Here is a 21,435-nt window from a genome sequence, read left to right as displayed (position 1 = left end):
GCCGGACACTCTATAAGTCCTCATGGATAGAAATCAGCAGATCTTTAGATGAAAGAGATCTGCAAGAGAAGAATAAATCGAGGTAAAAATGTCAAATAAAGTGTATGACAGTGCAAAAGCCGCTTTAGACGGCGTGGTTCAGAATGGACATACCTTGGCGGTAGGCGGTTTTGGTCTATGTGGTATTCCAGAAGCCCTAATTGCAGCTTTAAAAGAAACCGGTGCCAAAAGTCTCACCTGTATTTCCAATAATGCCGGTGTCGATGGCTTTGGCTTGGGGCTATTGCTGGAAACCAAACAGATTAAAAAGATGATCTCTTCCTATGTGGGCGAGAATAAGGAATTTGAACGCCAATACTTAAGCGGTGAACTTGAAGTAGAATTGACTCCACAAGGCACGTTGGCGGAAAAATTACGTGCCGGTGGTGCAGGTATTCCCGCTTTCTATACCGCGACTGGTGTCGGTACCGTTATTGCTGAAGGTAAAGATGTCCGCGAATTCAATGGTAAGTCTTATATTCTGGAAGAATCCTTAACTGCGGATGTGGCTTTGGTGAAAGCTTATAAGGCCGATAAAGCCGGTAACCTGATTTTCCGTAAAACTGCCCAGAACTTCAATCCGGTCTGTGCCATGGCTGGCAAAGTGACCATTGCTGAAGTCGAAGAAATTGTCGAGATCGGTGCCCTTGATCCAGATGAAATTCATCTTCCCGGCATTTATGTGAACCGGATTGTACTGAATACCCAACCGGAAAAACGGATTGAACAGATGACTTTAAAGGCGGAGGCTTGATCATGGCTTGGACACGTAATGAAATGGCGCAGCGCGCCGCACAGGAACTTGAAGATGGTTTCTATGTGAATCTGGGTATTGGTCTGCCAACCTTAGTCGCAAATTATATTCCAGAGAATATTAATGTCTGGCTACAGTCTGAAAATGGCCTGCTGGGTATTGGAGAATTTCCAACGGCCGATACTGTGGATGCAGACCTGATCAATGCTGGCAAACAGACGGTAACTGCCCGCAAAGGTGCTTCTTTCTTTTCTAGTGCCGACTCCTTTGCCATGATCCGTGGCGGTCATGTCAATATCGCCATTCTGGGGGCTATGGAAGTCTCAGAAAATGGTGATCTAGCCAACTGGATGATTCCAGGCAAGAAAGTCAAAGGCATGGGTGGTGCCATGGATCTGGTCGCAGGTGTGCAAAAAGTTGTGGTGCTGATGGAACACTGCGCCAAAGATGGTACGCCTAAAATTGTCTCACAATGTAGTCTTCCGCTTACTGGTCAGGCCGTAGTGAACCGGATTATTACTGACTTAGGTGTATTGGATGTCACACCTGAAGGTATTCAACTTGTAGAACTGGCACCCGATGTCAGTTTTGATGAAATTCAGAAAGTCACCGGCGTACCTTTACTCCGTAAAGCAGCCTGATTTTTTCCAGCCCTTAAAATGAAAATTTTTAAGGGTTTCTTTTTGGCTGAAGAAAGCCACTTCTTAATAACAAATGCAGAATAAATGGATTTTAATCATGCAAACTCAACAAAATATCTTGCAGCGCTTTGCCATGCGCGTCAGCGACTGGTCTGAAAAATGGTTTCCGGACTCTTATATCTTTGCCCTACTCGGTGTCATCATCGTTGCGATTGCCGCGATTGGCATTGGTGCGCCGGCACAAGACGTCGCGATTTCATTTGGTGACGGATTCTGGAGTCTGATTCCCTTTACCTTACAGATGTGTATGCTGATCGTGGTGGGTTATGTAGTTTCGGTTTCCAAACCGATGCAATTACTGATTCAGAAAATGGCGCGCATTCCTCATTCTGGACGTGGAGCCATCGTTCTCGTCGCCACTGTTAGTCTACTGATTTCCCTGATTAACTGGGCGATGAGTACGGTTCTAACCGCACTTCTGGTGATTGCGCTAGCGCAGCGTAAAGAACTGAATATGGATTACCGTGCGGCTGCCGCAGCAGCGATTATCGGGATGGGCGCAACCTGGGCACTGGGTATCAGCTCTTCAGCAGCGCAATTACAAGCCAACAAATCCAGTCTACCAGAACCACTTTATAATCTGACTGGTGTGATTCCATTTACTGAAACGATTTTCCTGCCGCAATCCATGATCATGACAGCAGTCTTGATTATTGCTTCGATTGCCATTGCCTACTGGTCTGCGCCCAAAGGCAATCATATTAAAACTATTGATCACTTCCCGATCCAGATTGAAGAAGAAAAGACTGAAACCGTGACCCATAAACGGCCGGGTGACTGGCTGGAAAACTCGCCAATCTTAAGTATTCTGATTGTGGTTCTGGGTCTGGTCTGGATGTTTAACGAGTTTTCCAAAAGTAATCCTATTCTGGCAATCTCCAGCTTAAACACCTATAACTTTATCTTTCTGATTTTGGGTGTAGCTTTACATGGTACACCACGTAATTTTCTCAATGCTGTGTCCAAAGCTGTGCCGGCCATTTCAGGGGTGCTGATCCAGTTTCCGCTTTATGGCAGCATCGCCTTTATGATGACCAATGCCCTGAATTCTGCTGACCTGTCCCTATCGCACTATATCGCCGAGTTCTTCGTTTCGATTGCCTCGCAGGAAACCTTTGCAGTGGTGATGGGAATTTATTCAGCTATTCTAGGCTTCTTCATTCCTTCTGGTGGAGGAAAATGGATTATTGAAGCGCCTTATGTGATGCAGGCCGCACATGACCTGAAAGTGCATCTGGGCTGGTCTGTCCAGATTTACAATGCAGCCGAAGCCTTACCCAATCTGATTAATCCTTTCTTTATGCTCCCCATGCTGGGGATCCTAAAGTTAAAGGCTAAAGATGTGATCGGTTTTACAGTGACCCAACTGGTCTTTCATCTTCCGTTGGTACTGTTCTTACTCTGGTTCCTGGGAAGAACCCTGACTTATACCCCACCTGTCTTCTCTTAATTTATAACAAATAAAAAAGGACGAATCATTCGTCCTTTTTTTATGATGAAAGAATTATTTAGCTGGCTTTCTTTTCAACTACGCCTTCATTATCTACAGTATGGACACGGCCATCTTCGGTACTCATAACTTCAAAAGTTACACGACGGTTTTGATACTGACCGTTTGAAGTCGCATTCGGTTGAGCAGGCTGATTCGCCGCCATACCTACTGGTTGTAACTGCGCCGGGTTCACCCCTTTCTGCACCAGATAATTCACAATGGCTTGAGCACGTTTTAAAGACAGCTCCTGATTTTGAGTGCTGCTGCCTTCCGTATCAGTATGGCCTATTACGGTTAGACGTACATCTTTGGCATATTGCAATAAAGCTGCGGTCTGATCCAGCAAGCTTTTATTCACTTCAGGAATTTCTGTAGAACCTGTCGCAAAATGAATAATTTGCAGGTTTAAGGCAGTTGCAACATCCAGCGCCTCAATATTTTCCATCTGAAGTTCGTCTAAAGCTTTTTTAGCCTCGGTATTGGCTGTATTGATCGCCTCATCCATATCAACTGGTTTTTGGGTCACGACTTCTACATTTTTAGCCAGACCACGAATCTGACCTGCCAAACGCTGTGCATCCGCACTGTTTGCTGCCTGTACAGACACCTGATTACCCGCCCAAGTCAAAGTCACATTTGACATGCCTTGCAGCAGTTTCAATACAGATGGAATCGTATCCTGATCAATAAATTCTGAGTGGTAATTCTCATTGGCTACTGCACCACAGCCAATACTGTAATTAAAGATCTGTTTGATTTCATTTTGCAAAATCTGCATATATTTCGGATCATTCATCTGTACCTGACAGTTGACGATTTCACCCTGACTACCTGTGCTGATTTTTAAAATTGCAGGGTTCGTTGCAGCAGCTTCACTCACCGCTTGAGCATTTCGCAATTCATCCGGATCATCATCACGCAGGCATCCACGGAAGAAGAATAAGATAATTGCAGCAATAATCACGAGGAGAATAAATGGCCAGAACACTACTGCCTTTTTCTCTTCAGTCAGTACCGGCTCTGCCTCCGGTTCAGAAGCCAGACCCGGTGCGCGGTTCAGGTTTTGTCCCGCCAGCGGAGATACGCCTAGAGATGCCAGTATGGGGCCAGCCCAGACTGATAATGCCCGTTGAATCGAGTCTGCATGGGTATCTAACAAATGGCCTACTGCTTCAGCAGTGGGTGCACCCGCTTCTGCTTGCAAGAAGTTCATGGTTGGAACAATTGCCCGGTTCAGGGTCTGTTCAATTTCATCTTGAGGTGCAGTTGAATCTAACTGAGCCAGGAATTGTTGTTTTAGGGTCGGATTATTATTAAATAATTCATCAATCTTGGGATTAAATTGCTGACCGAAACTTTCAATCCAGGCCGGTCTTGCACGAAGAATACTTAACAATACAGGATAGAATTGGGCTAAGGCCTGATCCTTGGCAAATAGATGTTCAGTTTCACCTTGCAGCACAATGGCGGTCACATCACTCTTTAAACGTTCAATTAAATCTGTATTCATCAAGATCACCATTATTCTGATTTATAATGTTTAATATTTAATCAGTGTAGCGACCCACCCTCTTTGGAATGTTAATAATTGTACTGATATCATAAAGTTTCACTGTTTATATAGGGCTAACTTTTCTACTATTTTAATTAAGATATAAAAAAGTCAGCCGAAGCTGACTTTTTGTAAACGCGAAATGTAAGTGTTATGCAGCAATAAAAGTTTGCAGCACTTTACCTTTCACTTTTTGATTGAGCAGTGGTGTATTTTTACCTTGAGAAACGATCGTTTCTTTGCTTAATGTCCACTCCTGTTCTGGATCAACCAGTACCCAGCCTGCTTCCGCTTTCCAACGCTCAAACATACTGGCGACTTTCGCAGGAGCAACTGTGACTTTCTCCACCCATTCCAACGGCGTAAAGAAGCCTTCATTCACTAGTTGGATACCGAACGGTACGTAGGTATCAAACGCGGTAAAGCCAGGCTGTGTTTCCGCAAAGGGTGCCATTTTGGCAGAGCTGCTCAGGGGTTCATGATGGGTACAGATCGCATCAATCACACCAGATTTTACGCCCTGACGCAGTAATTCTTTGTCAGATTCAGAACGTAATGGTGGACGCACGTGTGCAAGAGAGTTAAAGCCATCAATCAGATGGTCAGTCAGATGCAATTGGTGCATAGCGACATCACAAGTTACTGGCAAGCCTTTTTCTTTAGCAATACGAATCAGTTCTACTGATGCACCACAAGATAACAAGCCAAAATGAGCACGTACTTTAGTTGCTTCAATCATGAGCAGGTATTTGGCAATGGCCACAGTTTCCGCTAGCGATGGAATCATTGGCAAGCCTTGGCGTGAAGCAATAAAGCCTTCATGCACACAACCATCTTTGGCAATTTGCGGCTCTTCTGCATAGAACACTACAGTCAGGTCCAAGCCCGCTGCATATTCAAGTGTACGCAATACCACATCATCATTGGCAAACGGCGCACTGGCATTAGAAACCGCAGTACAACCACCCTTTTTTAAACCTGCCATATTGGCTGGTTGCTGACCTTGCAAACCTTGAGTTTGCGCACCGATCACTTGCAAATAAATGCCACCATCCAGCATGGCTTTTTCAACCAGACCATGAATCAGCGCACCATTATCCTGCACAATCGGTTTGGAATCTGGCGGGGTAAAGACATGCAGAATACCGTTTTCACGTGCAGCCTTACCTTCAGACTTTAAAGTTCCGTGTTGCTGCTGGCCCGGTTCTCGTAAACGTGCACACAGATCCACCATGGTTGGCATCAGCCATTTGCCCTGCCCATCAATGGTTTCAGAGACGTGAGCAGTTTCTGCAATACGTTTACCATTTTCCAGATAAACCGTTTCGACTGAATCAGTGTTTTGGATTGGGTCAAGAACACGGACATTTTCAATTTTTACAATAGACATGACTTATTCCTTATACCGCAATCGCTTCAATCAAACCCTGTTCCTGTAACTGACCCTGCATCGCAAGAGCCAGTACCGCCATACGTACTGCAATCCCGTTAGTAACCTGTTTCAGAATCACGGATTGCGGACCGTCTGCAATACTGGAATCAATTTCCACACCACGGTTCATTGGTCCTGGATGCATCACGATACAATCCGGCTTGGCCATGGCGAGACGTTCTTTATTCAGGCCATACATTTTGTAGAATTCAGCCTGAGAAGACAGCGCTGGCGAATCAATACGCTCGTTTTGAATACGTAAGGTAATGATCACATCACAGTCTTTGATGCCATCTTCCATATTATTGAACAGGCGTACATCTTCACTGTAGTCATCAAAACCGTATGGCAATAACGTATTCGGTGCAATCACGCGAATATCTTTACAGCCTAAGGTTTGCAGTGCCGCCACATCTGAACGTGCTACACGCGAATGCTTGATATCGCCAATAATCGCAATCGACATATCTTCGAATTTTTTATTGGTCTCGCGGCGAATAGTCAGCATATCCAGCATCGCTTGAGTTGGATGGGCATGACGGCCATCCCCTGCATTAATAATAGCGACATTTGGACAGACATCTTTGGCAATAAAGTGTGCTGCACCTGAAGATGAATGACGTACCACGAAAATATCTGCCGCCATGGCTTCAAGATTCCACAAGGTATCACGTAAAGTTTCACCTTTAGAGGTACTTGAACGGGCAATATCGATATTCAGCACGTTGGCAGACAGACGTTTGGCCGCTGCCTCAAATGTAGTACGCGTTCGGGTAGAATTTTCAAAAAATAGGTTCATCACCGTTTTGCCTTCGAGCAAATTATTGGTGATCAGCTGATTTTGGTCATTAAAAAAGGACAACGCAGTGTCCAGTATTTTTGTAAGAGTTTCTTTAGAAAGACCTTCGATGGTCAGGAAATGTTTAAGATTACCTGCTTTGTTGAGTTGAATCTGGCTCGGTGTATGCAATGCCGCCAAGTGCATGAGAGATTCCTTATACGTTAAGTCAACGTATTATACAGAGATTAGCGAATCTTTATAGTTGATAAAGAGCTCGGTTGTACAAAAACCATCTCGGTAATAAGAATGGAAATTTAAATTCCCATGTATTTTTTCAATAAGATAATTTAACCTGTCTATCTATATGCTTGTTTTTTCATTTAAACATGAGTGCTTCAGTCTGGAGCATCCACACCCAATCCCCCAATTAGCGCAATGCGCCAATATAATGATGTGAAACCTGTGCGCGATAGATATCTTCTTCACTTGGTTCCACAGAAATCAGTTCCTTTTCCGCCTGTTCTTCAGCCTGCAGTTCTGAAAATGACGATAAATCCAGAGTGGTTTTTAAACGATTGACCAGATGTAATAACTCAGGATCTTCAGTCTGCTCTGCCAGCCCAATCACATGCTTTGCATAGTGGATATTTTCTGCAAGATACATGGCATCAATTACTCGCCCAGTCACTCGTCTTAAACGTGCATAGATCAAGGTAGCGATTGAAAATGCCTCATTCCTGCGTAATTGAAGATCCAACATCTAAGCCCCTCCGAAATAATAATTAAGAATAAAGATGAAGCTGTAATGATTCCCCTCAGCATTACAGCTTCATTGATATTAGATAGAGCAATAAACGTACCAAAATTAATAAATAAGTTATGTGAGTTATAAATTGATATGAATGAAAATTGTTCTACCTCGAGCAATCGTAGATCAGTGTCTTTTTTGTTTTAGATTCACTCCTCGTCTGGCTAATCAATTCTTAGTCTCGATCACTTGACATGAGTGACCAAATTTTAGCTTTTACTTTTAGAGTAATGTTGATGCCATATGGTGCATATAAACGATCCGGCATCAGATCCATCACATCAATAACCCGATTATTTATTTTTTAAATCACACATACAACATGGCTGCAATTGAAGATCTAGATTGCGAATTAGTTTAATACCCATTACATATCCATCTGTAAAATAAAAGTTTTATTCAAAATATTTTCATTCTTGGTATTTTGTAATTTTACATCTCTCGTCAATTTTTAGTTTGCTTTTTAAGTTAACATTTAGTGCTTTTTAGGAGGAGTAACACTAGGCTACATATGCTCGAATTTAAAAAATTTCCAAAGCTTTAACAGGCAAAATACGCTAAACTGAGCGCAGTTTTTTATTTATTCTTTTCCGGTCTCTCTATTTTATGAATACCTCTTCACGTTTAAGCAATTATTGGGTCACCTGTGCCGATGGTCTGGAAACCTTATTAGAAGAAGAAATCAAAGGTTTAGGTGTTCAGGATATTGAACGTTTCCCAGGTCGTCTGACCTTCAAAGGCACGCTTGAAAATGCATATCGCATTTGTATGTGGTCTCGTCTGGCTTCTCGTGTCCTGATGCCAATTCACACGCATGAAATCGAATTCTCCCACGATGCGCGTGATGTTGCAGAAGAGCTTTATGAAGGTGCGATGAGCTTCGACTGGTCACTGATTTTTGCACCACAAAGCACCTTTGCGATTCGTCTGCACGTTGAACGTGATATTAAGGTCAACACCCAGTTTGCAACTCTACGTGCCAAAGATGGTGTTGTCGATTCCTTTATGGAAGCTGTGGGCAAACGTCCAAGTATTGATACCAAACAGCCAGAAATTACCATGTACATTCTGGCCGGTAAAAAAGAACACACTTATTGTTTAGATTTATCTGGTGATTCCCTGCATAAACGTGGCTATCGCCGCTTTATGACTGAAGCACCAATTAAGGAAAATCTGGCGGCTGCGATCCTGCAAAAAGGCGGCCTGAAAGACATCAACCCGGATATTGTGGTTGATCCAATGTGTGGTTCAGGGACGTTTATCATTGAATCCCTGATGATTCTGACGGATCGTGCCCCAGGTCTGGTTCGTCGTTTCGGATTTAATGGCTGGAATGGTCATGATCATGAATTGTGGATGGGGATTAAAGCTGAAGCGGCTGAACGTCATAAAGCTGCGCTAGAAAACCCATTACCGAAATTCTATGCTTTTGATGCCGACTGGGAAGCAGTGAAAGCCACTAAACAGAACATTATTGCGGCAGGTTTTGAATCAGCCCTCGATCAGATCAAGATCGAAGAGCGTACTTTATCCGACTGGCCAGATTTCCAGGCTGAAGGCAAGAAAGTCTTCTTTGTGACGAATCCACCATATGGTGAGCGTCTGGGCGATAAGGCATCTAACCGTGCCTTGTATCTGGGCCTGTCTAATCTGCTGCAAAAGAATTTCCCGAATCAAAAAGCCGCAGTCATTGCTGCTCAGGTGGAACAGGCCGATGTCTTGGCGTTCAATGATCCACAAATTCTGCGTTTGATGAACGGTAAACTGCCAATCTATATCCGTTTCGGTACGGTAAAACCGGCAGCAGTCACACGTCCTTTCCTGGAAAGCTGGCAGCCGCAACAATTCGAGCCGATTGAAGGTGCGATGGAATTTGCTAACCGCCTGACCAAGAATATGCAAACCCTGAAAAAATGGGCGGTAAAAGAAAATATTCACTGCCTGCGTTTGTATGATGCCGACCTGCCGGACTTTAATGTAGCAGTTGATCTATACGGCGAACGTCTGCATGTTCAGGAATATGCACCACCGAAAAAAATCGATCCTGAAAAAGCAAAAAAACGTTTTAACCTGGCTCTACAGGCAATTCGTGCCGTGACCGGTTTGGGCCGTGATGCGATCTTTATCAAGACGCGTGCCCGTCAGGAAGGTAAAAACCAGTACACCAAACAAAGTACAGCGTCTAAACGTTTTATCGTCCAGGAAGGCCAAGCCAAGATTCTGGTCAACCTGACCGACTATCTGGATACCGGTTTGTTCCTGGATCACCGTCAGATACGTTTGCGTATTGCCAAAGAAGCCAAAGGCAAGCACTTCCTGAATCTGTACAGCTATACCTCTACCGCGAGCTTACATGCAGCTTTAGGCGGTGCAGCGAGTACCACCAGTGTCGATTTGTCTAATACTTATTTGAACTGGTCAAAAGAGAACTTTGTTCTAAACGGCCTGACTGTAGACCATGCCGATCAACAACATCAATTCTTTGCATCTGACTGTTTTGAATGGCTGAAAGAAGGTCATGAACAATATGACCTGATCTTTATCGATCCACCGACATTCTCTAACTCGAAAAAATTCTACGGGACTTTCGACGTTCAGCGTGACCACGTCTCTTTATTGAAACGTGCCATGAACCGTTTAACCACTGACGGTACGTTGTATTTCTCGAACAACTACCGTGGTTTCGAAATGGATGAAATGATTGAAGGTTTATATGACGTGGAAGAAATCACGCATGAAACCATTGGTCCAGACTTCAAGCGTAACCAGAAAATTCACCGTGCCTGGAAAATTACTCATCCAAAAATGTAAGGTGTGAATATAAGATAAAGAAAAACCCAGCCTAGGCTGGTTTTTTTTGTTGCGAGGAGAACTTCTATTAGCTGAGTTTCATTTTTTCAAAGACCAGCTCGCCACTTTCACCACGAACGACGATGGTATCACCAGGGCCAAACTCACCTGCCAGGATGCTTTGTGCCAAACCATTTTCAATACGTTGCTGGATCGCACGTTTTAATGGACGCGCACCATACAACGGATCGAAACCAGCTTCGATTAACTGATCGAAAGCACTGTCATCCACAGACAGACGCATATCGCGTTCTGCCAGACGTTGACGCAAGCGGTTCAACTGGATATCGGCAATACCACGGATCTGGTCTTTTTCCAGTGCATGGAACACCACTAGCTCATCAATACGGTTGATAAACTCTGGACGGAAATGTTCCGATACCGCATTCATCACCACTGTACGGACTTCTTCACGAGTTGCTTTATCGCCCAGTTCACGGACATCCTGTGAACCCAGGTTCGAAGTCATCACAATCACGGTATTTTTAAAGTCCACCACACGACCTTGCGAGTCAGTCAAACGACCATCATCTAGCACTTGCAGCAGAATGTTAAATACATCCGGATGCGCTTTTTCGACCTCATCGAATAACACCACGCTATATGGTTTACGGCGCACCGCTTCAGTCAGCACACCACCTTCTTCATAACCGACATAGCCCGGAGGTGCACCGACCAAGCGGCTCACCGAATGTTTTTCCATAAATTCGGACATGTCGATTCGGATCATGGCATCGTCACTGTCGAACAGGAAGTTCGCCAAAGCTTTAGTCAATTCTGTTTTACCCACACCTGTTGGGCCTAAGAACAGGAATGAACCACTTGGACGGTTAGGATCGGACAAGCCAGCACGTGAACGGCGCACAGCATTAGATACAGCCACTACGGCTTCTTCCTGACCAACAACACGGTTATGCAGGAATTCTTCCATATGCAGCAGTTTATCACGCTCACCTTGCAGCATTTTCGCCACAGGAATACCGGTCGCAGCACTGACTACTTCAGCGATCTCATTGTCAGTGACTTTGTCACGTAACAGTTTTGGTGCTTCACTTTCTTCAGCCGCTTCAATACGTTCCAGCTGTTTTTGCAGTTCAGGAATCACACCGTATTGATAACGTGCTGCTTCAGCCAGATCACCTTCACGCTGGGCTTTTTCCAGCGCAATGCGAGCCTGATCCAGTTTCACCTGAATATCTTTGTTGCCTGCTACCAGCGCTTTATCGGCACGCCAGATTTCTTCCAGCTCGCTGTACTCTTTCTCTACAGTGGCAATCTGCTCTTCCAGATGTTTCACTTCGCTTTGTGCACCAGAGTCTGCATCTTTTTTCACCGCTTCAAGCTGCATCTTCAGCTGAATCAGACGACGTTCGAGTTTATCCAGTGCTTCAGGTTTAGAATCCAGCTCCATTTTGATACGAGATGCTGCTTCATCAATCAGGTCAATGGCTTTATCCGGCAATTGACGATCTGTGATGTAACGATGCGACATTTTCGCCGCAGCAATGATTGCAGAATCCAGAATCTGCACACCATGGTGAGTTGCATAACGATCTTTCAGACCACGCAGAATCGCAATGGTATCTTCCACGCTTGGTTCATCCACCAGCACTTTCTGGAAACGACGCTCTAAAGCTGCATCTTTTTCAATGTACTGACGATATTCATCCAGAGTCGTTGCACCGACACAGCGTAGTTCACCGCGCGCTAATGCAGGTTTCAGCATGTTACCCGCATCCATGGCGCCATCGCCTTTACCGGCACCGACCAATGTATGCAGCTCGTCAATGAACAGGATGATTTCGCCTTCATGTTTAGCCAGATCTTTCAGAACGGCTTTCAGACGTTCTTCGAACTCACCACGATATTTGGCACCTGCCAGCAATGAACCTAAGTCCAGTGATAATACACGTTTGCCTTTCAAGCCTTCAGGAACTTCACCGTTAACAATACGTTGTGCCAGACCTTCGACAATCGCAGTTTTACCGACACCTGGCTCACCGATCAGTACCGGGTTGTTTTTGGTACGGCGTGACAGCACCTGGATCGTACGACGGATTTCATCATCACGACCAATCACCGGGTCAAGTTTGCCAGCCATGGCACGTTCAGTTAAATCAATCGTATATTTATTCAGTGAGTCCCGTTGATCTTCATGATTATTGCTCATGACTTTTTCATCGCCTCGAATTTGATTAATGACCTGTCGTAAAGTTTCAGTTTTTACGCCAACACTATTTAATAAGGTTTTGGTGGCACCCGTTTCTGCAAGTGCCAGTAATACCCAGTCAGTGGACAGGAACTCATCTCCTGCTTTTTGTGCATAACTGTCCGCTAGATGCAGGGCTTTGGCTGCTTCCTGACTGATATTGATATCGGCAGAGGGATTACCGAGCGTAGCTACATTGTTCAGCGCAGTTTGTACTTTGCTTTGCAGGTCACGCAGGTTCGCTCCTGCCTGTTGCAGCAAGCTCACATTCGATGCTTCTTCCATCAAGGTGGACAAGATGTGAATCCCTTCAATGGCAGCATGATCCTTGCTCATTGCCAGAGATTGCGCATCGGAAAGGGTTTGCTGTAAGCGATTGGTAAATTTCTCAAAACGCATTCTTGTTATTCCTCACAACAAATTTTCTACTTGATGGATATATGGGTGCTGGAAATAAAATTTCAAATAATTTTTTATATATTTTTCAAAAATTTAATTAAATAAAAGACAGAGTTATCAGTATTAATATTGGTATTCAATGAAAATATTTCAAGTGAGCGAAAGTAGAATTTTTAAGGTGAAGATCAATAATGAATATTTGATTTAATTGACTCTGCTATTTTTCGGATGGGTAGAAAATAGAGAAAGACCTTTAGTGCGGTTGCAAGCGTCCTAGTAATCGCAATACTGCACTCAAACCATATTCTGTTTGCATCAAGGATCTTGGTATTTGCTGATCCAAAAGCTTGTTAGGTGAATTGATAAACTGGCGCATCCAGCTCAAATCCCCACCATTCAGGCTAAATAATGCCTGATAGATATTGATTAAAGTTATTGCTCTTTTACCTGCGGTAGTATCTGGTTCTAATTCTTTTTGATTTATGATTGACGATAATTCTGCTTTAGATAGATCCAGAACTAATGCAAGCTCAGATTCTTGCAATTGCAACTGTTCAGCGAGATTGAATATTGCTATAGCTAGTACTTGGGATTTAGAAATATCCGTTTCATTATTCATTTTTATTAAATCCTATTGATGAATCTTGTTTTGATTATGCTGCCTTTATCCTTTTCTTGCTATGTTGTTTATCATCAAATTTACTCATCAAATTAAAAGCACCCTCGCTTAGAGGGTGTTTTAGAATGGTAATATCGTGATTATGGTGCCGGATTGGGCTGCTGACGGTGAATGGCTTCAATGCCCTGCAAGACTTCTTCAGACAGATTCACGTCAAACGCCTGAATGTTTTCTTTGAGCTGATCCAAGTTGGTCGCACCAATAATAGTACTGGTCACGAAGAACTGCTGTTTAATGAAAGCCAGTGACAACTGGGTTAAGGTCAGGCCATGCTGCTCAGCCAGTTGTGCATACTGCTCGACGGCCCACTCGCTTTCCGGATTGCTATAACGGCTAAAACGTGAAAATAAAGTCACACGTGCATTGGCTGGACGTGCACCATTGCGGAATTTACCAGTCAGATAACCGAATGCCAGTGGAGAATAAGCCAGCAAACCTACACCTTCGTATTTGGCAATTTCCGACATACCAATTTCATAAGTCCGATTCAGCAAGCTATACGGATTTTGCACGCTAACAAATTTAGAAAGTCCCAATTTCTCTGCCAGATGCAGGAACTTCATGGTGCCCCAAGGTGTTTCATTGGACAGGCCAATATAACGGATACGACCTTTCTTAATTTCGTCATGCAAAGCAGTCAGGGTTTCTTCCAGATTCGTTACGGCACGATCATCTGCAGCTTCTGCATTGCCATAACCCAGCTTGCCAAAGAAATTGGTTGCGCGCTGAGGCCAGTGCAATTGGTACAGGTCGATATAATCAGTTTGCAAACGCGACAATGAATTATCAATTGCTGATGCAATCTCATCTGCCACAAACCGGGTCTGACCATCACGGATATGGCTCCCACCTTGTGACGGACCCGCAATTTTCGAAGCTAAAAACAGTTTGTCACGACCACCCCGTGAAGCAATCCAGTTACCAATGATGCGTTCAGTTGCCCCTTGCGTTTCAGGCTTGGGTGGCACCGGATACATTTCTGCGGTATCCCAGAAATATAAACCTTGATCCAAGGCATAGTCTAATTGCTGAAAAGCCTCTTCCTGAGTATTTTGCTCACCAAAAGTCATGGTGCCCAAACAGATTTCTGGCAATAAAATCCCAGTATCCGCCAATGGTCTGAATTGCATAAAAATATCCTTTAAGTTTATCTGTTATTTATCAAGAGCAAGTGTGCTATAGCCTATCGGAATTATAAGACGGACTTAAATCATCTTTTCTAACAAGCTTGTGCCAATTTGTTATGTTCTGAATCAGGCTGAAATTTTTAAACAGGAATAAAAAAAGCAAACCCGAAGATTTGCTTTTTATCGTGCTTTTGGCTTATTCGTCTTCGAACTCGCCAGCACCCACTGCTTCAGGTTCTTCCAGCGATGCATCAAAAATCAGAATCGCCTTACCATCGGTTTCAATCATGCCCTGTTCTTCTAGAGTTTTTAGAACACGACCGACCATTTCACGTGAACACCCAACAATACGGCCAATTTCCTGACGGGTAATACGGATCTGACGACCATTTGGCAAGATCATCGCTTCTGGCTGAGATGACAGGTCAATCAGACAACGTGCAATACGACCAGACACATCGATAAATGCCAGGTCAGTCACTTTACGTGTGGTATTTTTCAGACGGCGAACCAGCTGAGCAAAAACTGCATAGCTTAGATCTGGATATTGTTTGCTAATTTCATGAAAGTTTTCATAGGTAATTTCAGCAATTTCACAGACATCACGAGTACGCACTTCTGCAGTACGCTGTGGATTTGCTTCGAAAAGACCCATTTCCCCAAAGAAGTCTCCCGCATTTAAATAAGCTACCACAATCTCACGTTCATCATCTTCACGAAGAATGATAGATACAGACCCCTTCAGAATTAAATACAGCGATTTAGATTCTGATCCTGCATCCACGATCGTGGTACGTTTTGGATAGCGATTGATATATGCACGTTTTAATAACGCTTTCACTGATTCAGGTAGTTGCCCCGGCGAAAGTGCGTCTGTGCTTAATTGTGAAAAGTTTGAAGTCATGCTTACAGTTCCGAATATGGATAATTTATAGATCGCACAAGACCTAATGTGAACTTGTCACACAGTGGGATTGAAATTCCTTATCAACCCAATTTATGTTAGTGTACAGTTACTTCGTAAATTTATAGCTTTTTTTAGGTAGTTGCAATGCAAACGAGTGTTCATTGGCTAGAGAATGTTGCTTTTGAAGCAAAAACTCAAAGTGGTCACAGTATCATCATGGATGGTTCACCTGAATATGGCGGTGAAAACCGTGGTCCTCGCCCAATGGAACTGATTTTGACCGGTCTGGGTGGTTGTGCTTCTTTTGACATTGTGACAATTTTAAAGAAAGCACGTCAGGAGATTACTGATGTTCGCTGTGAATTAAAAGCAGAACGTGCCGATACAATTCCTGCGGTATTTACCAAAATCCATCTACACTTTGTGGTCAGCGGTAAAGGCATCAAAGAGAAACAGGTCGCTAAAGCCGTAGAACTTTCTGCTGAGAAATACTGTTCTGCCAGTAAAATGCTATCTGACGGTGGGGTCGAAATTACTCACGATTTTGAAATTGTAGAAGTGGAATAATCCGCTAATTTCAATAAAAAAGCAGTCTTCGTGGCTGCTTTTTTTACGTCATTTTTTGAGTGAAATACTGCTGGCCATCTTCAAAAATCACCAGATTTTCAGGCAGTCTTAAAGCCCCGAGATGATGGGCAAACTCAGCCTGTTGCTGTCGGTCACGATAACGCCTGCCCACTGAATAGTCGACACAGAATACATTCTGCTGCTGTCCAAACCATTGCAGGGCATCAATATGCTTAAACAGACCGGATTTTTCTTCGGTGGTTTTAAAGTTTCGCCAATAATGGCCAATCACGACAGGTATCGTATCTGTATAACACTCCCACCATGGCAAACGATCAATCATGCGCCAGCGTCCCCCTGCATAGACTGGACGTTGCGCAATTTTCTCTGCGCCTGAGCTTAAGGTACGAATCGGATTTTGCATCTGGTCGCGTAACTCTTTCTCAGCGATATATTTTAATAAGGGAATGCTAGCTGCTGGATCCTTGAATTGTCCTTGGTATTGCTGCTGTTCACTCTGGATATATTCATCAAAGCCTAACGTCTGCAACTCAAGCTCATTTTTCAGGACAAAATAATCATAAGCCTGTCTGATTGAATTAAAAGGAACAGATTTCAATTGTTGAATTGCCTGCGTATCCCAGCAAGCATGCACAATTCTTAAATGGGGTGCATCTAGAGCCAAAGGCAGGCTGTTTAGAAATTCTAGAATCCATGCACGATCCTGAATTGAAGCCTGAACTGAATCAAAAGTTTTGAGATCATCCTGATGCGGTGAACCAAAAAACCAGCCATTGCCTTCCCGTAGCGTATCGGTTAACAAGTTGATTTCATGATTACCCAGAATGCATTGCGCATTGCCATTTTCTATTAAGGTTTTAATCTGTCTGATGACAGCGATACTGTCTGGTCCACGATCACACAGATCCCCGACAAAAATCAGTTTACGCTGTTCAGAATGACGACCTTGCAGATCGTAGCCCAATACTTTTAATAATTGTTGTAGCGCGTCGATCTCACCATGAATATCGCCAACAATATCCACCGGACCATCGAAAGTCTGCTGTATGAATATCTGATTACTCATGGCTCTACCCTACCCAGTTCAATAAAACCTTTTTTTAATATAGCGCTTATACTTTAAATCAATATAACAAGTTCAGAATTATTTTTTAATCATCTCGATCATTTAATCAAATGATGATAGATCAGAAACTTAACTCGTATCCTATTTCCTTCATTTATTATTTAAATGTATATCTAAAAACAATAAAAAACCGGCGCCTAAGCACCGGTTTTATTCACTTTACGAGCTTTAAAGCTAGTACAGCCTGATTAAGCGTTTAGTGACTCAATGATTTGGTTCAATGTAGCACTTGGACGCATTACAGCATTTACTTTCGCAGGATCAACCGCATAGTAACCACCGATATCTACAGATTGGCCTTGAACTGCATTCAATTCACTTACGATCTTCTCTTCATTTTCAGCAAGAGACTGAGCGATCGGTGCAAATTTCGCTTTCAATTCTGCATCTTCGTCTTGCGCTACAAGTTCTTCAGCCCAGAATTTAGCCAGGTAGAAGTGGCTGCCACGGTTGTCTAGCTCGCCAGTACGACGTGATGGAGACTTGTCATTGTCAAGCAATTTACCAGTCGCAGCATCCAGTGTTTTCGCGAGCAGTTTCGCACGTGCATTGTTTTCTTTAATGCCCATTTCTTCCAGAGAAACAGCCAATGCCAAGAACTCACCTAGAGAATCCCAACGTAAGTGGTTTTCTTCTACCAATTGTTGTACGTGTTTAGGCGCAGAACCACCAGCACCAGTTTCGTACATACCGCCACCTGCCATTAGAGGCACGATAGACAGCATTTTCGCAGAAGTACCAAGCTCCATGATTGGGAACAGGTCAGTCAGGTAGTCACGCAGGATGTTACCAGTCACAGAAATCGTATCCAGACCGCGAGCAACACGTTCAAGTGTATAACGCATCGCACGTACTTGAGACATGATTTGGATGTCTAAACCTTCTGTATCGTGGTCTTTCAGGTATGTTTGAACTTTTTTGATCAGTTCGTTTTCGTGTGGACGGTACGGGTCAAGCCAGAAGATTGCTGGCATGCCAGAGTTACGTGCACGAGTTACAGCCAGTTTCACCCAGTCGCGGATCGGTGCGTCTTTCACCTGGCACATACGCCAGATATCACCTTCTTCCACGTTTTGAGACATCAACACTTCACCAGTTTCAAGGTCAGTGATGTTCGCAACACCCGCTTCTGGAATTTCGAAAGTCTTGTCGTGAGAACCGTATTCTTCAGCTTTTTGAGCCATCAGACCAACGTTAGGAACTGTACCCATAGTACGTGGGTCGAAGTTACCATTCCATTTACAGAAGTTGATCATTTCCTGATAAATACGTGCGAATGTAGATTCAGGCATAACTGCTTTACAGTCGTAAGGTTTACCGTCAGCACCCCACATTTTACCGCCAGTACGGATCATTGCAGGCATAGAAGCATCTACAATCACGTCGTTTGGAGAATGGAAGTTGGTAATACCTTTTGCAGAATCAACCATCGCAAGTGCTGGACGGTGTTCTTGACATGCATGAAGATCTTCAATGATTTCTTCACGTAAAGAAGTCGGTAAAGATTCGATTTTTTCGTAAAGACCAGCCATACCGTTGTTTACGTTAATGCCGAGCTCGTCGAATAATTTACCGTGTTTCTCAAACGCATCTTTGTAGTAAATACGCACACAGTGACCGAATACGATCGGGTGTGATACTTTCATCATGGTCGCTTTAACGTGTAAAGAGAACAGGATGCCAGCTTCTTTACAATCTTCTAATTCTTTTTCATAGAAGTCGCAAAGGGCTTTTTTGCTCATGAACATTGAGTCGATGATTTCGCCGTCTTGAAGCGCAACTTTTGGCTTAAGAACGATAGTTTCACCAGACTTGGTGATCAGTTCCATTTTCACATTACGTGCACGGTCTAAAGTCATAGACTTTTCGCCATGGTAGAAGTCGCCTTCTTGCATGTGAGAAACGTGAGTTTGTGACCAAGGTTTCCATTCACCCATAGAATGTGGGTGTTTTTTCGCGTAGTTTTTCACTGCTGTCGGCGCACGACGGTCAGAGTTACCTTCACGAAGTACTGGGTTCACTGCTGAACCTAGGCACTTGCTATAACGCGCTTTAATTGCTTTTTCTTCTTCAGTAGTCGGGTTTTCCGGATAATCAGGCAGTGCATAGCCCTTAGACTGAAGTTCTTTAATGCATGACGTCAACTGAGCAACAGACGCACTAATATTAGGGAGTTTAATGATATTAGTATCTGGGTCCTGAGTAAGACGACCTAATTCTGCCAGGTTATCTGAAACTTTCTGCTCATCGCTTAGATAGTCTGCGAATTCTGCAAGTACGCGTGCGGCTACAGAGATGTCTGTCTTAACAATCTCAACGCCCGCCGGCTTAGTAAAGGTCTCAATGATCGGCAGTAGAGAGTAAGTCGCCAATAATGGCGCCTCGTCGGTCAGTGTGTAAATGATTGTTGACTTTCCACCAGCCATATATAGCCCCTTGCTTTGGATTGAGTTTCTGATCATCAGGCTTTTGGCCTAATTTCAGCGAACCGGTTACTTAAATAAACTTTGAAAGTAGTGGTGCTGGTTGCACCTCAGTCAAAGGAATATCAATACATATTCAACTTTGCCTGAAAAATTCGTAAAAATTGTCAGCGTGATTCACCGACAGCAGTATTCTACGTGAAAATGAACCTTTTTTCGAATCGGCACATTGCCAAACCATGCGATTTGTGCATTAGAAGGTTAATTTGCAGATTTTGCTTAATTTTACCAAAAATTATAATTTAATCATTATGATTCAATTACTTAAATTAAAAATCAGACAAATTCACCTATAAACTTAATGTGTGCTTAATTCGGTTTTTTGCCATCAATTTTTATCTACATGTTGGGTATCATGAAAATAAATTATCAATGGCCGTAATTTCCATAAGTATGGGTTAAAAAGCGAATTGAAACAGATCTGCTATTCCCTATCGAAATCTATGATCTGCACCTGATAAATTGATAGTTAATCCTAAAGACTTAAGACAACCTAAATAATAGTCACCTTTCTACTCTTTGTTCAGTTTAAATTATGTGCATTTTTTTAATTACCTTTACAAACACTGGAAATGTATCGACCGTAATTCAAATAAAAAAATGGTTCTATTGGTTTAATAGGCTTTAGATAATGCCAGTATGTTGGTTTAATTAATAAGAATCTTCTAATTAAATTTGGGTAGAATGCTGATTAATTTACAATAAGGACTTATTTTATGCTGAATTATTTAGTTAGTTTTTCGACATGGGCTGAGAGCAATTCAGGACAGATTCAGATTCTGATAGGCATATTAGCGCTAAGTCTTGCAATTTTTGGTTATAGACAAATAATTGAACAGATAAAAATTGCAAAAAAACATGAAGATCGTGCAGATGAACAAAGAAAATTTGAATTAAAGATACAATCCCTTAATATGTCACTCATAGCTTTAGATAAAAACGCATTAAAAATAAATAATTTTAAAAAAATATTGAAATTGTCGGAAGGGTCTATCAAATCACTCGATCAGAATAGCGAAGTAATAGAAGGTGATATTCGAAAGTTAATTACACTCACTAAAGAAAAAGTTAACCATGCTGAAGAAGTCCAAGAAGATATTTTTGATATGTGTAAGCGTATAAACAGAAAGAGCGCTTTCCATAGTCTAGATGAGCTAACTGCTATATATGATGTATTAATTTCTATAATAAATGATGCAAATAATACTGACTTAATGAGACATCACTTTACGATAACTGAAGATTAACAATCTCATATCACACAAAAATCCTCAGCCTCACTACTCACCCTACCCCATTAACTGAATAAGGCTTTTCGTATGCAGCCTCTAACATGACAGCAATATCTTCGATCCCGGGTGTAGTAAGTATTTGCCAGCACTTGGTAGTGTTCAAAAAACTGTGTCATTTCCTTAAACTGTTAAAAACAGGAATGATGCATTATGGCAACTACATTTGATTTTGAAACAGCCTTAAAACAACTCCAGTCAGGACAAGCACTGACTGGA

Annotated in this window: 16 protein-coding genes; 6 read left to right on the top strand and 10 right to left on the bottom strand. The window is 42.9% G+C overall.

Annotated elements, in window-relative coordinates; all coding sequences use genetic code 11:
- Positions 1 to 88: 88 nt before the first annotated feature.
- From FTV13_RS11305 to FTV13_RS11295, 3 genes are all read left to right on the top strand, one after another.
- On the top strand, positions 89 to 793 hold the full coding sequence (locus FTV13_RS11305) for a CoA transferase subunit A (protein ID WP_159123878.1): 705 nt from the start codon (positions 89 to 91) through the stop codon (positions 791 to 793).
- 2 nt (positions 794 to 795) lie between these two features.
- Positions 796 to 1,434 (top strand): CoA transferase subunit B, encoded by a 639-nt coding sequence (locus tag FTV13_RS11300; RefSeq protein WP_004782495.1) that lies wholly within the window; start codon positions 796 to 798, stop codon positions 1,432 to 1,434.
- A gap of 97 nt (positions 1,435 to 1,531) precedes the next feature.
- Positions 1,532 to 2,944 carry a short-chain fatty acid transporter gene (locus FTV13_RS11295; protein WP_004782496.1) on the top strand — a complete coding sequence of 471 codons (1,413 nt, stop codon included), beginning with the start codon at positions 1,532 to 1,534 and terminating at the stop codon, positions 2,942 to 2,944.
- Positions 2,945 to 3,002: 58 nt separating this feature from the next.
- On the opposite strand, the gene FTV13_RS11290 is transcribed toward FTV13_RS11295, so the two are convergent.
- The 4 genes from FTV13_RS11290 to FTV13_RS11275 all read right to left on the bottom strand — a co-directional run bounded on the left by FTV13_RS11290 (position 3,003) and on the right by FTV13_RS11275 (position 7,511).
- Positions 3,003 to 4,496, bottom strand: a complete 1,494-nt coding sequence (locus FTV13_RS11290; RefSeq protein ID WP_257218512.1) for an OmpA family protein — start codon at positions 4,494 to 4,496, stop codon at positions 3,003 to 3,005.
- Between the two features lie 193 nt (positions 4,497 to 4,689).
- Entirely contained in the window at positions 4,690 to 5,928 is a 1,239-nt protein-coding gene (locus FTV13_RS11285; protein ID WP_159123875.1) for a dihydroorotase, read from the bottom strand.
- Between the two features lie 10 nt (positions 5,929 to 5,938).
- Positions 5,939 to 6,955, bottom strand: a complete 1,017-nt coding sequence (locus tag FTV13_RS11280; RefSeq protein WP_004782500.1) for an aspartate carbamoyltransferase catalytic subunit — start codon at positions 6,953 to 6,955, stop codon at positions 5,939 to 5,941.
- 223 nt (positions 6,956 to 7,178) lie between these two features.
- Positions 7,179 to 7,511 (bottom strand): hypothetical protein, encoded by a 333-nt coding sequence (locus tag FTV13_RS11275; protein ID WP_034170006.1) that lies wholly within the window; start codon positions 7,509 to 7,511, stop codon positions 7,179 to 7,181.
- Between the two features lie 654 nt (positions 7,512 to 8,165).
- On the opposite strand from FTV13_RS11275, the gene rlmKL reads away from it, so the two are divergent.
- Positions 8,166 to 10,370, top strand: coding sequence for a bifunctional 23S rRNA (guanine(2069)-N(7))-methyltransferase RlmK/23S rRNA (guanine(2445)-N(2))-methyltransferase RlmL (gene rlmKL, locus FTV13_RS11270; protein ID WP_179992273.1), 2,205 nt, complete (start codon positions 8,166 to 8,168; stop codon positions 10,368 to 10,370).
- Positions 10,371 to 10,437: 67 nt separating this feature from the next.
- Here the strand turns inward: rlmKL and clpB are convergent, their stop codons facing one another.
- From clpB to crp, 4 genes are all read right to left on the bottom strand, one after another.
- Positions 10,438 to 13,017 (bottom strand): ATP-dependent chaperone ClpB, encoded by a 2,580-nt coding sequence (gene clpB, locus FTV13_RS11265; RefSeq protein ID WP_180012075.1) that lies wholly within the window; start codon positions 13,015 to 13,017, stop codon positions 10,438 to 10,440.
- Positions 13,018 to 13,270: 253 nt separating this feature from the next.
- Entirely contained in the window at positions 13,271 to 13,636 is a 366-nt protein-coding gene (locus tag FTV13_RS11260; protein WP_180012072.1) for an antitoxin Xre/MbcA/ParS toxin-binding domain-containing protein, read from the bottom strand.
- A gap of 140 nt (positions 13,637 to 13,776) precedes the next feature.
- Positions 13,777 to 14,826, bottom strand: a complete 1,050-nt coding sequence (locus FTV13_RS11255; RefSeq protein WP_159123982.1) for an NADP(H)-dependent aldo-keto reductase — start codon at positions 14,824 to 14,826, stop codon at positions 13,777 to 13,779.
- Positions 14,827 to 15,019: 193 nt separating this feature from the next.
- Entirely contained in the window at positions 15,020 to 15,727 is a 708-nt protein-coding gene (gene crp / locus FTV13_RS11250) for a cAMP-activated global transcriptional regulator CRP (protein WP_004782527.1), read from the bottom strand.
- 147 nt (positions 15,728 to 15,874) lie between these two features.
- Between crp and FTV13_RS11245 the strand changes: the two genes are divergently transcribed.
- A complete protein-coding gene (locus tag FTV13_RS11245; protein WP_004782528.1) occupies positions 15,875 to 16,297 on the top strand; it encodes an OsmC family protein in 423 nt (140 codons plus the stop codon).
- Positions 16,298 to 16,340: 43 nt separating this feature from the next.
- On the opposite strand, the gene FTV13_RS11240 is transcribed toward FTV13_RS11245, so the two are convergent.
- Entirely contained in the window at positions 16,341 to 17,384 is a 1,044-nt protein-coding gene (locus FTV13_RS11240; protein ID WP_180012070.1) for a metallophosphoesterase, read from the bottom strand.
- A 248-nt stretch (positions 17,385 to 17,632) separates the two neighbouring features.
- On the bottom strand, positions 17,633 to 19,870 hold the full coding sequence (locus FTV13_RS11235) for an NADP-dependent isocitrate dehydrogenase (protein WP_034170011.1): 2,238 nt from the start codon (positions 19,868 to 19,870) through the stop codon (positions 17,633 to 17,635).
- Positions 19,871 to 20,643: 773 nt separating this feature from the next.
- Here FTV13_RS11235 and FTV13_RS11230 point away from each other — a divergent pair.
- Positions 20,644 to 21,174 carry a hypothetical protein gene (locus FTV13_RS11230; RefSeq protein ID WP_179992268.1) on the top strand — a complete coding sequence of 177 codons (531 nt, stop codon included), beginning with the start codon at positions 20,644 to 20,646 and terminating at the stop codon, positions 21,172 to 21,174.
- Positions 21,175 to 21,435: the final 261 nt, after the last annotated feature.

It is taken from the genome of Acinetobacter sp. YH12235, assembly GCF_013417705.1.
Taxonomy (GTDB): domain Bacteria; phylum Pseudomonadota; class Gammaproteobacteria; order Pseudomonadales; family Moraxellaceae; genus Acinetobacter.
Note: the sequence above shows the minus strand (reverse complement) of the source record. Positions and strands in the feature narration are given on the sequence as shown.

What these genes read in the sequence shown, in the direction of transcription:
- FTV13_RS11235 (WP_034170011.1), bottom strand. Translation starts at nt 19,870, where the DNA reads ATGGCTGGTGGAAAGTCAACAATCATTTACACACTGACCGACGAGGCG.
- FTV13_RS11230 (WP_179992268.1), top strand. Translation starts at nt 20,644, where the DNA reads ATGCTGAATTATTTAGTTAGTTTTTCGACATGGGCTGAGAGCAATTCA.
- FTV13_RS11275 (WP_034170006.1), bottom strand. Translation starts at nt 7,511, where the DNA reads ATGTTGGATCTTCAATTACGCAGGAATGAGGCATTTTCAATCGCTACC.
- clpB (WP_180012075.1), bottom strand. Translation starts at nt 13,017, where the DNA reads ATGCGTTTTGAGAAATTTACCAATCGCTTACAGCAAACCCTTTCCGAT.
- rlmKL (WP_179992273.1), top strand. Translation starts at nt 8,166, where the DNA reads ATGAATACCTCTTCACGTTTAAGCAATTATTGGGTCACCTGTGCCGAT.
- FTV13_RS11255 (WP_159123982.1), bottom strand. Translation starts at nt 14,826, where the DNA reads ATGCAATTCAGACCATTGGCGGATACTGGGATTTTATTGCCAGAAATC.
- FTV13_RS11295 (WP_004782496.1), top strand. Translation starts at nt 1,532, where the DNA reads ATGCAAACTCAACAAAATATCTTGCAGCGCTTTGCCATGCGCGTCAGC.
- FTV13_RS11260 (WP_180012072.1), bottom strand. Translation starts at nt 13,636, where the DNA reads ATGAATAATGAAACGGATATTTCTAAATCCCAAGTACTAGCTATAGCA.
- FTV13_RS11245 (WP_004782528.1), top strand. Translation starts at nt 15,875, where the DNA reads ATGCAAACGAGTGTTCATTGGCTAGAGAATGTTGCTTTTGAAGCAAAA.
- FTV13_RS11305 (WP_159123878.1), top strand. Translation starts at nt 89, where the DNA reads ATGTCAAATAAAGTGTATGACAGTGCAAAAGCCGCTTTAGACGGCGTG.
- FTV13_RS11290 (WP_257218512.1), bottom strand. Translation starts at nt 4,496, where the DNA reads ATGAATACAGATTTAATTGAACGTTTAAAGAGTGATGTGACCGCCATT.
- FTV13_RS11285 (WP_159123875.1), bottom strand. Translation starts at nt 5,928, where the DNA reads ATGTCTATTGTAAAAATTGAAAATGTCCGTGTTCTTGACCCAATCCAA.
- FTV13_RS11300 (WP_004782495.1), top strand. Translation starts at nt 796, where the DNA reads ATGGCTTGGACACGTAATGAAATGGCGCAGCGCGCCGCACAGGAACTT.
- FTV13_RS11280 (WP_004782500.1), bottom strand. Translation starts at nt 6,955, where the DNA reads ATGCACTTGGCGGCATTGCATACACCGAGCCAGATTCAACTCAACAAA.
- FTV13_RS11240 (WP_180012070.1), bottom strand. Translation starts at nt 17,384, where the DNA reads ATGAGTAATCAGATATTCATACAGCAGACTTTCGATGGTCCGGTGGAT.
- crp (WP_004782527.1), bottom strand. Translation starts at nt 15,727, where the DNA reads ATGACTTCAAACTTTTCACAATTAAGCACAGACGCACTTTCGCCGGGG.